Raw genomic sequence first — 11,740 nt, forward strand, 5'->3', positions numbered from 1 at the left:
TGCACTAACTGCGTTTGCCAGGCACCGGGTGGTCGAACCCACACAACGGCATCCCCAACCCGCAAATCCCCGACAACCCGAACGCATGGCCTCTCACGCCAGCCATGCTATGACGCCAGCATGTCGAACACCAAAAGCAACACCGGTACCGTCGAGGTCGACGGCACCCGATACGACTGGCACCTCCAGCGCGAGCCGCAACACACGGATGCCGATGGCTGGAAGGGCATGACGATCTCGCTGTTGCAGGACGATGCCAAACGCGAAGCCCTGCTCGAGTTCCCCGCGCCGAAACGCCTGTTGAAGGGCTTGCCGCGCGGGCGGCTCCAGATCGACGACGCGACGATCGCTCGCGGCGTGCGGGCGGCGTTGGCCGCGGGGTGGGAGCCGATGTCGCGCGGCAAGCCGATGGTCTTCACGGTGGATTCCGAAGGGAATTGAACCGTGGATCGGCGTGACACCCCGACCCCGACGGACCCGCGCGCGCAGATGCAGCCCCAAGCCGATCTGGAAACCACGCTGCTGGGGCCGATCCTGCCCGATCGGAGCTGCGGCGATTGCACCGCGTGCTGCACCGAACTGACCGTCGATACGCCCGAGTTCGCTAAACCCGCTGGCACGCCGTGTATCCACCTCTGCGAACAGGGCTGCGGCATCCATGCCGTCCGCCCGCGCATCTGCCGAACCTGGTTCTGCGCCTGGCGACGGGTCGCGAGCTTGCCCGACGAAGCACGGCCCGACCGGTCCGGGCTTCTCGTCTCGCTCAATTTCGTCAACAAACCGCAGAATTGCCTGGAAGGCGTATCGATCAACGTCCGCGTGCTCGCCGGCAGCGACGCGATCGCGAACGGCATGGCGGCGACCGTGCTCGACAGCGTGTGCGACCAGCTGGTCCCGGTCTGGTTCAGCGACGGGTCGAAGAAAATGCTGATGCATCCCGACACCGACGTCGCCCGCTTCGTCCTCTCCGGAGAGGCTGCACCTCCGCATTTGCAGGACGAAGTCGCTGCATGGCGCGAACGCTACGGCGTGTTCGGCTTGAACCGCTAGGACGCGTCGGTCGCAGCATGCACTAGCGGTTCGGCCCCTGCGTCCCTATTCCAGAGCGCATGAACCTCACTGCCCTAGACATCGTCGTCCTGATCGCCGTCGCCGGGTCCGCGGTGCTGGGGCTGGTCCGCGGGTTCGTGACCGAAGTGCTGTCGATGTTCGCCTGGGTGGCGATGGTGGCGATGTTGAAGCTGTTCCACATCCCGCTCGCCGCCGCGCTATCGCCGGTTGTCGGCACGGTCGGCGGTGCTGCGGTGCTCGCGTTCGCGATCATCACCGGCGTCACCTATATCGGTGGGCGGCTGGTCGCCAACGCGATCGGCGCGCGGACGCGGACCTCGATCCTCGGCCCGGTCGACCGTGCGCTTGGCTTCGGGTTCGGCGCGCTGAAGGGCCTGATTCTCGCCAGCCTCGTCTTCCTGCTCGCGACGCTGGTCATCGACACGATGGGCGGCGGAGCCTCGCGCCGGCCCGGCTGGATGACGACGTCGCGCACCTATCCGCTGCTCAACGCGACCAGCGCGAGCATCGCCGATTTCGTCGACCGCCGCCGTCGTGGCAAACCCGTCTTCGGCGCAACCACCCCGCCTTCCAGATCCGATAACGCAAGCGAGCCGAAGTCATGAGCGCTCCCCTCTACAATGCCGAGATCCTGCGCCTCGCAGCCACGATCCCGCATCACGAACGCCTTCCCGAGCCGATGGCGACCGCCGAGAAACGCTCGCCGATCTGCGGGAGCCGGGTGACGATCGACGTCGCGGTGGACGATGCTGGGCGGGTCAGCGAGGTCGGCCTGCTGGTCCGCGCCTGCGCGCTCGGCCAGGCATCGTCGTCGTTGCTCGCGGCGAATATCCTCGGCCGCACCCCCGCCGAACTCGCCGCGACCCGCGATGCGTTGACCGCATGGCTTGCGCGCGAGGGCGATGCGCCCGATTGGCCGGGAATGGATATATTCACCCCCGCGCTCGACTACACCGCGCGTCACCCCTCGATCCGGCTCGCATTCGAAGCCGCGGCCGAGGCCGCCGATACCGCTGCAAAGGCGAAAGTCTGATGGCCGAGGCGTCGCCGTCGCTGTTGCGGGACGGTGTCGTACTGCTCGGGTTCGGCCTCATGTTCGTGCTGCTGTTCCGGCGGCTCGGGCTGGGTGCCACGCTGGGCTATCTCGTCGCGGGCGCGGTCGTCGGGCCGCATGTCCTCGGGCTGGTCGGCGATGCGGAGTCGAAGCTCGGGTTCGCCGAACTCGGCATCACGCTGCTGTTGTTCATCGTCGGGCTCGAACTCAATCCGTCGCGGCTGTGGCGGATGAAAGAGGAAATCTTCGGGCTGGGGCTGTTGCAGGTCGTGGTCTGCGGGCTGGCGATCACCGCGATCGTGTGGATCGGCGCGAAGTTCTCGCTGCCCGCCGCACTCGCGCTCGGCCTCCCGCTCGCCTTGTCGTCGACCGCGCAGGTGCTGCCGATGCTGCGCTCGTCGGGCCGGATGCGGACGCCGTTCGGTGAACGCGCCTTCTCGATCCTGCTGTTCCAAGACCTCTCGATCGTGCCCTTGATCACGATCGTCGCAGCGATGAGCCGCAATCCGGCCGACGCCAACGCGCCGCCGGGGTGGCTGCTGGCGATCTACACGGTGCTCGCGGTCGGTGGCTTGATCATCGCCGGGCGCTTCCTGCTCCGCCCGTTCTTCCGCCTGATCGGCAATCTCGGCGAGCGCGAGATGTTCGTCTTCGCCGGGCTGTTCACCGTCATCGCCAGCGCCGCCATCATGGAATGGCTCGGGCTTTCGACCGCGCTCGGCGCGTTCATCGCCGGCGTAATGCTCGCGGACAGCCCGTATCGGCACGAACTGGAGGTTGATGTCGAGCCGTTCCGTTCGATCCTGCTCGGGCTGTTCTTCCTCGCGGTCGGCATGGTGCTCGACCTGAACGCGATCGCCGAGCGCCCGGTCTTCGTGATGGCGATGGCCGCGGCGCTGATCCTGACCAAGACGAGCGTGATCATGCTGATCGGCATGGCGTTCAAGATGACCTGGCGGCAGGCGTTCGCGCTTGGCCTGCTGCTGAGCCAGGGCGGCGAGTTCGGCTTCGTGCTGTTCGCGCAGGCGCAGGCGGGGCTGCTGATCGAACCACAGGCGGCGAGCCTGTTCGGCGCGATCATCACGCTATCGATGGCGACCACGCCGTTCCTGATGGGGATCACCAAGCGCTTCCGGACCGAGCCGCTCGCCAAGGACCAGGAGCGCGACGGGCCCAAGACCGACGGCTCGAACGCGATCATCGTCGGCTATGGCCGGTTCGGGCAGACCGTCGGCCAGATGCTATTGACGCAGGATATTCCGGTGACGCTGATCGATACGGATATCGAGATGATCGACATCGCCGGCGAGTTCGGCGCCAAGGTCTATTACGGCGACGGCACGCGGCTCGACCTGTTGCGACAGGCGGGCGCGGCGGAGGCCGAGCTGATCTGCTTCTGCATGGACGGCGACCAGCTCGAACCCGATACCATCGAAGGCGTGCACGAGGCGTTCCCGAATGCCGCGATCTATGTCCGTGCGTTCGACCGCCGCGCACTGGTCAAGCTGAAGAACACGTCGGCCTCGTATGTCGTCCGCGAAGTGCTGGAATCGGCGGTGAAGATGGCGCGGCTGGCGATGGACGGGTTGGGCGTCGCCAGCGCGGACATCGATCGTGCCGAGGACATGTACCGCGCGCGAGACAAGGAGCGGTTGCAGCTCCAGATCGATTCTGGCGACATGCGCGCGGCGCGGGCCGAGACCGCCGAACGCTTTCCATGGGGGAACGACGCGACATGATCCCGTCATGATTATCGCTATACTTGCCGCCTTGTCGGGCGCGATCGCGGTCGCGGCGGGGGCGTTCGGAGCACACGGCGCGAGCGGGCCGGCGGCTGATTGGCTGAAAACCGGTGCGCAATACCAGCTGGTGCACGTCGTCGCGGCGCTGGTCGCGATCCGGATGGAGGCGCGCGGACCAGCGTGGCTGTTCGTCGTCGGCGGGGCGCTGTTCGCGGGATCGCTCTACGGCTTGGCGATGGGCGGCGGGCGCTGGCTCGGCCCGATCACGCCGATCGGTGGCGCGCTGCTGATCGGCGGATGGTTGTGGCTCGCATGGAGCGCGAGGACCTAGCGGTAGCCGGCCTTCAGCGTAGTTCCTGCTGCCACAACCGGATCTGCTCGATCGGGTCCGTTTCCGCAATCGCGGTTGCGATCGCCGACCGATAGCCACCGGGACGCAGCCCGTATCGGGCCAGGAACGCACGGCTGGCATGGCTTTCCGTGACGAAACCCGCATCGATCGCGATCTCCGCGAATGACCGTCGTTCGGCGGGCTTCGAGAGCGCACGTCGAACCTGTTCCAGCCGACGTGCGAGAATGAAGGCTGCAATCCCCTGTTGTGGTCGCAGCAATCGGTAGAGCGTTGCGCGCGAGACGCCGCTTTCCGCAATCGCCGTCTCGGCATCGAAACCAGGATCGCCCAGCCGCCCATCGATCAACATGCGAAGCTGGCCGAGCCGCCGCCCGTCGCGGCCCGCTTCGACGACCGCGTCGTGCAGGCCATGCGCTTCGAGAGCGACCTTCAACAGCGTGCACAGGGCGGACGTCGCCGCCGGTAACGACGAGGTCTTCATCATCGGCAGGTTCGACAACAGCGACCGGACGAAATCGGCGTAAAGGCGGCAGTGGTCGGCTGCGAGCACCAGGCCATGAAGACCGCCGATCGGCCCTACGGTTTCCTCGATCCGGTCCTCGGCGATCGCAAGCGTCGCGATCCGCGCATCGCGCATCATGTTGCGCGTCGCTCGGCTGACATCGATCAGGACGATCTCGCCGGCGTTGATATTGCGGACGCCATCGCCGAGGTCGATCTGCAACAGACCTTCGAACACCAGAGTGACCGTCCAGTGCGTGAACCCATCGCGGCCCACGCGCTGTTCGCCCCGACTATGGCTGATATCGTTGAGCCGTCGGTTGTAGAGCAGTGCTCGATCCAGCCGCCATGCCTCGAATGCCGCACGCGGATTCGGGCCGACCTGCGTAACATCGGCGCCGATTGCATACAGCGCGCGGTAGCGATCCATTCGCTGGTCCTGCGGCAACGCTTCGCTGTCGAACGCGACCCGTTCGGGCGTTTCGTGACTCGTCATGCCGCGTACTGCTGGCGATAGCGGTGCCGCACCGCCACCGCCGCGAGGCCGCAGACGCCGCTGGCGATGACGCCGGTCGCGAACAATGCGGTTCCGAGCGCCCCGCCGGTGGCACCGGTAGCGATACTGGTACCGGCCGTGCCAGTGCCGGCGATCGTGGCCAATACGCCTGTCAGCAGCGGTCCGACCCCGACACCGAAGAGCGTGACGAGGGCAAGGAAAATGCCGTTGACGGTAACGCGCGTCGCGGCCGGACTTAGCAACTGGACGCCGAACAGTCCGCAGAACGACGCGATCCCCAGGATGAGGTTTGTCAGCGCGACGCCGATAACCGCGCCAGTCAGCCCGGGAGCCCAGATCAGCCCCGCCAGCGGCAACAACGCCGTGGCTAGCCCGGCCAGGATGATCGCCGGGATGTGACCATGCCACGACGCATAACGGGTCATGAGCCAGCCGGCCGCAAGCTGACCCGCGGGTGCAGCAAACAATGTGATCGCGCCCAGAAGGATTGCCGCCTGAGCGGGCTGCAGGCCGCGATCGCGCACAAACAGGGTCGGCAGCCAGGCGCCCATCGCCTGGATCAAAAGAATGGGCATGATCGCCGCTGCCAAAAACAGCGCAAATGTCCACCAATGGACCTCGGTAGACACTGAAGCGTCCCGCGGACCGCGCGGCGGATCTGGATCAGGGCGATCGGCGGCACGGGCGGCCAGCGCGTCGCGTGTCGGCGTTCGAATACTGACGAGCAGTGGAAGCATGATGATATTAGGCAGAGCCGTGATCACGAAGAGCCATCGCCACTGTGCGACATCGCCAAGCAGGCTTCCGGGGGCGTCGCGCGCCATGACCGCCAATGCCGACAGCAAGGCGCCGACCGTCAACAATGCCGTGCTTCGCCCGATCGTCGATCCGCTGGTAAAGAGGGAAAGTGCACGCGCTCGATCGTTAGTGCCGGCTGTGTCGACGAGCCAGGCGATCGCGACTGGCACGAACATGGCCTGACCGATCCCGAGCCCGGCGCGCGCCACCGTCAGTGTGGCGCTCGACTGTGCAGTGCCGGTCACGAGCGTCGCTGTGGTCCAGACGACCACGCCGCCTATCAACCAGCCGATCGATGCCTGTCGCCCACGGAGGACTGCCGCCAGCGTGAGCGCGGTAATTCCATACGGTATCGCGAAGGCGGTCCCGACTATCCAACCCGCCTGGGCGTCGCTCATCGCAACATCCAGACGCATCAACGGCAGCGCTCCCGCGATCATGGTGCGATCGATGAAGGCCAGACAGTGAAGTGTCGCAAATACGGTGACGATACGCTTGATGAGTCGCGCCCCCGAGGCGTTCAATTTTTCCAATATTGTGAAGGATCTGGCTCCGGTAGCGCCAGCGGTCAAGCCGTTCGGTGGTGGCGCAAAGCGACCATCGGCGGATCACGTGCGCTCACAATAATGCGCCCCAAGTGATGGCAAAATCCTCGCAGCCACCTGTTCAATGGCAGGATGCCCGACCGGGTCTTCATCAAGACATCGAAACGTCCAATTTGAACCAAACTCGCTCATGCCAATATCCGATCGGGACTGTCGCTCCACTGGATTATAGCCGGCGCCGGATTTCCTATCTTACGAGGCCGCCACATCGAGTCCTTATGGTTAATTCATGGCGTGCCCTGTCTGCAGGGTTGACCGATACTGACGGAACGCACGAAGAGGATGCGGGAAGGTGGAGGGCCGGATGACCGACGGAATGACGCGACGGACGATGCTAGGCACGATGGGGCTCGGTGCGATGGGCACGACCCTCGCCTTGCCGATCGCAGCGGGAGCGGCGGCGGCAAAAGCCGGGACCGCAGGCCGCATGCCGGCGTTGCTGGCGGGCACCTATGCGCGCGAAGGTGGCAAGGGGCTGTATCCGATCACCGGTGCGGCCGATCGGTGGCAGATCGGTACGCCGGTCGGCGACATCGTCGACGCGTCGTTCGGGATCGGCGGTGGTCCCGGCGGCAGCTGGTATCTGGTCCGCGAACAGGCGCAGGGCGAACTGTCGGTCTATGCGGCCGGCTGGGCTCGCCGCGCGACGGTGTCGACCGGCGGCGCCGACCCGTGCCATCTCGCGCTCGATCAAGGATCCGCCTGTCTCGCGGTGGCGAATTATTCGAGCGGCAGCGTCGCGTTCTACCAGCTCGACCGCCGCACGGGCCTGCCCACACCCGCCGGGGTGTTCCGCCATGCCGATGTCGAGATCGGCGCGCAAACCGACAGCGGTCGCGGCCGGAATCATGACCGGCAGGAGGCACCGCACGCGCATTGGGTCGGGTTCAGTCCCGACCGGCGCTGGCTGCACGCAGTCGATCTAGGTGCCGACGCGATCTTCGCCTATCGGTTCGATCCACGGGCGCGGACCGTGGCGGCACCGCTGGTCGCATGGCAGGCGCCGGCGGGGGCAGGACCGCGACACATGGCGCGGCATCCACGACTGGCGCTGGCCTATGTCGTCTGCGAACTGTCGAACGCGCTGTATACGCTCGACGCCCGCACGGACGGGCGTTTCGTGACGCGGTACAGCATCTCGACCTTGCCCAAGGGCCATGCCGGCGCGTCGCAGGCCGCGCACATCGCGATCGATCGCGCGGGTCGGCGGATGTACGTCTCGAACCGCGGACACGACAGCATCGCGGTGTTCGCGCTCGATGCCGCGGGCACCCCGACCTTGCTCCAGCATAGTCCCAGCGGTGGGCACTGGCCGCGCGTCTTCGTGCTGCTCGACGACGAGCGGCGGCTGGTCGTGGGCAACGAGCGGTCTGGGACGCTGGCGGTATTCCGGGTGGCCGGCGATGGCCGTCTGACGCCGACCGGCGAGACCCGGTCCGTGCCGGGCATCGTGTTCCTGGGTCGGCCGGCCTAGACGCGCGGGGCATATCAGGATCGGCCGCGTCGCAAATGTCGTACGCCTTTGCAAATACGGCGGAATATCCTATGTGAATCCGGTCTTGGCGCCCGATACTAGCGCGCCGGGCGATAGGAAGGAGTGCCAATTGGCACAAGACGACGACCTGCCGACATTGGCACGGACAGGGATCGAAGGGCTCGACGATATTCTCAACGGGGGGCTTACCCCGGACCGGATGTATCTGGTGGAGGGCACGCCCGGCACCGGCAAGACCACGCTGGGACTGGGTTTCCTGCTTGCCGGATTGGCGGGCGGCGAGATCGGCCTGTACATCACGCTCGCCGAAACCGAGGTGGAACTGCGCGCGGTAGCCAAGACGCATGGCTGGTCGCTCGATCCGCTGGTCCTGTTCGAGATGGTCCCCGCTGACGGCTTCAGCGAAGATCACGAACAGACGTTACTGCACCCGAGCGAGGTCGAACTCGGCGAGACGATCCGCGCCGTGATGGCGAAGGTCGACGAGATCCGGCCATCCCGCGTCGTCATCGACAGCCTGTCCGAACTTCGCCTGCTCGCGCAGAGCCCGATCCGCTATCGTCGCCAGATCCTAGCGCTGAAGCACTTTTTCTCGACACGCGATTGCACCGTGCTGTTTCTCGACGACAAGAGCGGCAGCGGCAGCGATCTCCAGTTGCACAGCATCGCCCACGGCGTGGTGTCGCTCGAGCAGACGCTGTCCGGGTTCGGTGCGCAACGGCGTCGGCTGCACGTCGTCAAGATGCGCGGCGTGCGGTACCGCGGCGGCTATCACGACTTCGAGATCGAGCGTGGCGGGCTGTGCGTCTATCCCCGGCTGGTCGCGTCGGAGCATGGCGATCCCTATTCCGACGAGGCGATGTCGACCGGGTCGAACGAACTCGACGCTTTGCTCGGCGGCGGGCTCATTCCCGGCACGGCCACGCTGCTGACCGGCCCGGCGGGCGTCGGCAAGACCACCGCATCAGTGCAGAGCATGATCGCAGCGCTGAAGCGCGGCGAGCGCGCGGCCTATTTCCTGTTCGACGAGCGGCTGCCGACGTTGCTCAAGCGAAGTGCCGCGCTGGGCATGGACATGGCGCCGTTCGTCGACAGCGGGCAATTGCTGTTGCGCGCGATCGACCCTGCCGAAATGTCGCCGGGGGAATTCTCGAACGCGGTGCGCGCGGCGGTCGAGGTGCACGGTGCCAAGGTCGTCGTGATCGACAGCCTGAACGCGTACCTGCAAGCGATGCCGAACGAGCAGTTCCTGATCCTGCAGATGCACGAGATGCTGACCTATCTCGGCCAGAAGGGCATCGTCAGCCTGCTGATCCTCGGGCTGCACGGGATCACCGGGGACGTCCGGTCCGATGTCGACCTTAGCTATCTGTCCGATACGATCGTCCAGCTGCGCTATTTCGAAGCACATGGCGAAGTGCGGCAGGCGATTTCGGTGATCAAGACGCGTACCGCACGGCACGAAAGGACGATCCGGGAGTTTCAGATCGGTGGTAGCGGGCTGCACGTTGGTGAACCGCTGCGGCATTTCCAGGGCGTCCTGACCGGCGTGCCGACATTCTCCGGTGAAGGAACGACACTCATGGCCAGCCGGAACGGGACCGAGAGCACCACTCTCTGACATGGAGGACCGCGTCCTCATTCTCGCGCCACGCGGGCGCGATGCGGCGATCGCGGCGGACCTGCTCGACAGGAATTCGATCGTTTCGAAGATCTGCGAGGATCAGGCGGTGCTGCTCCGGGAGCTGAAGGTTGCGGCCGGCGCGGTGCTGCTCACCGAGGAGGCGCTGACGGCCGAGGATTCGACCGCGCTGACCGAGTGGATCGCCGCGCAACCGAGCTGGGCGGACATCCCGTTCGTCGTGCTGACGAACGGCACCAAGACACCGCGGACGTTGCACGCGACGCAACGGCTCAGCGATCTCGGCAACGTCGTGCTGCTCGAACGGCCCCTGCATGCGGAGGCGATGCTCGGCGCGATCCGATCGGCGTTGACGGCGCGAGGCCGGCAATATGAACTACGCGATGTCGCGGTGACGCTGGAGCGCGCGGTCGAGGATCGCACCGCCGAATTGCGGTCGGCGCGCGAGAGCCTGGAGATCGCGCTCGAGGCGGCCGGGATGGGCAGCTGGGACTTCGACCTGAAGACCGGCGAGACACGCCGGACGCAGCGTCATGACGACATCTTCGGCTATCCGAACGGGGTGGCGGTGTGGAACCTCGAAGCGTTTCTGAACCAGGTCGATCCGAAGCAGCGCGCAGCGGTGAAGCGTACGCTGGAAGAGTCGTGGCAGACCGGGACGCTCGATCTCGAATGCAGCATCGCCGCGGCGGATGGCGTCAAGCGCTGGATCGTCCTCAAGGGGCGCGTGCTCCACGATGCGGAGGGCGCAGCCGTGCGGATGTCCGGCGTGGTTTCCGACGTGACCGATCGCAAGGAAGCCGATGCGCAACTCGCCCAGGCGCAGAAGATGGATGCGATCGGCCAGCTGACCGGCGGCGTCGCGCACGACTTCAACAATCTGCTGACCCCGATCGTCGGCAGCCTCGACCTGATGCGGCGGCGACACAAGGACGACGAGCGGACGCAGCGGATGATCGGGGGCGCGTTGCAGGCCGCCGAGCGTGCCGCGACGCTGACGCAGCGCTTGCTGGCGTTCGCGCGGCGGCAGGCATTGCAGCCGCGTGCGGTCGATATCGGCGCGCTGATCGACGGGTTGGTCGACCTGATCCGGCGCTCGCTGGGGCCATCGATCACCGTCGTGCTCGAAGTGCCACGCCATCTGTCGTCGGCGCGGGTCGATCCGAACCAGCTCGAACTCGCGTTGCTCAACCTGGCGATCAACGCGCGCGACGCGATGCCGGGCGGCGGGCGCCTGACGCTGTCGGTCAGCCAGTCGGTGGTCGACGATCGCAACCTGATCGGTCTGGCCGCGGGAAGCTATATCCGTCTGACCGCGGCGGACACCGGGACCGGGATGGATCGTGCGACGCTGGCGCGTGCGACCGAACCGTTCTTCTCGACCAAGGGTGTCGGCAAGGGCACCGGACTTGGGCTGTCGATGGTCCATGGCCTGGCCGCGCAATCGGGCGGCACGCTTCGCCTGACGAGCGAGCCGGGCGCGGGAACCGCCGTGGAGTTATGGCTTCCCGCGACCGAGGAGGCGCCGGTCGACACGATCGAGAGTTCACCGGAACCGGTCCAGGCCCGGCGCGGCGCAAAAGTGCTGCTGGTCGACGACGAGGATCTCGTTCGTGCGGCAACTGCCGACATGCTGCGCGACATCGGCTATGTCGTCGTCGAGATGGCATCGGCCAGCCAGGCGCTATCGGCGATCCGATCGGGCGTCGACGCCGACATTCTGGTCAGCGATTACCTGATGCCGGGAATGACCGGCGGCCAGTTGATCGGCGAGCTGCGATCGTCGGGTATCCGCATGCCGGCTCTGCTCGTGACCGGGTATGCGGCGGCGGGAGAAGACGTGCCCGACGACATCCCCCGGCTCGCCAAGCCGTTTCGCCAGGTCGATCTGGCCGCGCGGGTCGACGAATTGTTGCGGCAGTCGCCGGCGGGGCGGCCGAAACTGCGCGCGGTCGACTAGGCC

General features: G+C 66.4%; 11 protein-coding genes. 9 read left to right on the forward strand and 2 right to left on the reverse strand.

Going from position 1 to position 11,740, the window contains the following annotated elements:
- Positions 1-120: 120 nt before the first annotated feature.
- From U1737_RS13765 to U1737_RS13790, 6 genes are read left to right on the forward strand one after another with little or no spacing between them, the layout of a single operon-like run.
- On the forward strand, positions 121-441 hold the full coding sequence (locus U1737_RS13765) for a hypothetical protein (protein WP_332746311.1): 321 nt from the start codon (positions 121-123) through the stop codon (positions 439-441).
- Between the two features lie 48 nt (positions 442-489).
- The gene (locus U1737_RS13770; RefSeq protein ID WP_248523291.1) at positions 490-1,050 is read left to right on the forward strand and encodes a YkgJ family cysteine cluster protein; all 561 of its coding nucleotides are present in this window, start codon (positions 490-492) and stop codon (positions 1,048-1,050) included.
- 59 nt (positions 1,051-1,109) lie between these two features.
- Positions 1,110-1,676: a CvpA family protein gene (locus U1737_RS13775; RefSeq protein WP_248523010.1), complete on the forward strand. Its 567-nt coding sequence runs from the start codon at positions 1,110-1,112 to the stop codon at positions 1,674-1,676.
- Positions 1,673-2,104, forward strand: coding sequence for an iron-sulfur cluster assembly scaffold protein (locus U1737_RS13780; RefSeq protein WP_248523011.1), 432 nt, complete (start codon positions 1,673-1,675; stop codon positions 2,102-2,104). The genes U1737_RS13775 and U1737_RS13780 overlap by 4 nt, the downstream gene beginning before the upstream one ends.
- Complete coding sequence (locus U1737_RS13785; RefSeq protein WP_332797164.1) at positions 2,104-3,864, forward strand: cation:proton antiporter domain-containing protein; 1,761 nt, start codon at positions 2,104-2,106, stop codon at positions 3,862-3,864. The genes U1737_RS13780 and U1737_RS13785 overlap by 1 nt, the downstream gene beginning before the upstream one ends.
- 7 nt (positions 3,865-3,871) lie before the next feature.
- Entirely contained in the window at positions 3,872-4,198 is a 327-nt protein-coding gene (locus U1737_RS13790; RefSeq protein ID WP_248523013.1) for a DUF423 domain-containing protein, read from the forward strand.
- Positions 4,199-4,211: 13 nt separating this feature from the next.
- Here U1737_RS13790 and U1737_RS13795 read toward each other — a convergent pair whose 3' ends face one another.
- Together U1737_RS13795 and U1737_RS13800 are read right to left on the reverse strand one after the other, a co-directional pair.
- A complete protein-coding gene (locus tag U1737_RS13795; protein WP_332797165.1) occupies positions 4,212-5,216 on the reverse strand; it encodes a helix-turn-helix domain-containing protein in 1,005 nt (334 codons plus the stop codon).
- Positions 5,213-6,607: an MFS transporter gene (locus tag U1737_RS13800; RefSeq protein ID WP_248523015.1), complete on the reverse strand. Its 1,395-nt coding sequence runs from the start codon at positions 6,605-6,607 to the stop codon at positions 5,213-5,215. Before U1737_RS13800 ends, U1737_RS13795 begins: the two co-directional genes overlap by 4 nt.
- Before the next feature lie 337 nt (positions 6,608-6,944).
- Between U1737_RS13800 and U1737_RS13805 the strand changes: the two genes are divergently transcribed.
- The 3 genes from U1737_RS13805 to U1737_RS13815 all read left to right on the forward strand — a co-directional run bounded on the left by U1737_RS13805 (position 6,945) and on the right by U1737_RS13815 (position 11,737).
- Positions 6,945-8,114 carry a lactonase family protein gene (locus tag U1737_RS13805; protein WP_248523016.1) on the forward strand — a complete coding sequence of 390 codons (1,170 nt, stop codon included), beginning with the start codon at positions 6,945-6,947 and terminating at the stop codon, positions 8,112-8,114.
- Between the two features lie 130 nt (positions 8,115-8,244).
- Complete coding sequence (locus tag U1737_RS13810) at positions 8,245-9,756, forward strand: ATPase domain-containing protein (protein WP_282580527.1); 1,512 nt, start codon at positions 8,245-8,247, stop codon at positions 9,754-9,756.
- A gap of 1 nt (position 9,757) precedes the next feature.
- Entirely contained in the window at positions 9,758-11,737 is a 1,980-nt protein-coding gene (locus U1737_RS13815) for an ATP-binding protein (RefSeq protein WP_248523017.1), read from the forward strand.
- Positions 11,738-11,740 lie beyond the last annotated feature (3 nt).

This window comes from Sphingomonas fucosidasi (assembly GCF_036663855.1).
GTDB classification, from domain to species: Bacteria; Pseudomonadota; Alphaproteobacteria; order Sphingomonadales; family Sphingomonadaceae; genus Sphingomonas; species Sphingomonas faeni_B.

What these genes read in the sequence shown, in the direction of transcription:
- U1737_RS13785 (WP_332797164.1), top strand. Translation starts at nt 2,104, where the DNA reads ATGGCCGAGGCGTCGCCGTCGCTGTTGCGGGACGGTGTCGTACTGCTC.
- U1737_RS13770 (WP_248523291.1), top strand. Translation starts at nt 490, where the DNA reads ATGCAGCCCCAAGCCGATCTGGAAACCACGCTGCTGGGGCCGATCCTG.
- U1737_RS13765 (WP_332746311.1), top strand. Translation starts at nt 121, where the DNA reads ATGTCGAACACCAAAAGCAACACCGGTACCGTCGAGGTCGACGGCACC.
- U1737_RS13775 (WP_248523010.1), top strand. Translation starts at nt 1,110, where the DNA reads ATGAACCTCACTGCCCTAGACATCGTCGTCCTGATCGCCGTCGCCGGG.
- U1737_RS13780 (WP_248523011.1), top strand. Translation starts at nt 1,673, where the DNA reads ATGAGCGCTCCCCTCTACAATGCCGAGATCCTGCGCCTCGCAGCCACG.
- U1737_RS13795 (WP_332797165.1), bottom strand. Translation starts at nt 5,216, where the DNA reads ATGACGAGTCACGAAACGCCCGAACGGGTCGCGTTCGACAGCGAAGCG.
- U1737_RS13815 (WP_248523017.1), top strand. Translation starts at nt 9,758, where the DNA reads ATGGAGGACCGCGTCCTCATTCTCGCGCCACGCGGGCGCGATGCGGCG.
- U1737_RS13790 (WP_248523013.1), top strand. Translation starts at nt 3,872, where the DNA reads ATGATTATCGCTATACTTGCCGCCTTGTCGGGCGCGATCGCGGTCGCG.
- U1737_RS13805 (WP_248523016.1), top strand. Translation starts at nt 6,945, where the DNA reads ATGACCGACGGAATGACGCGACGGACGATGCTAGGCACGATGGGGCTC.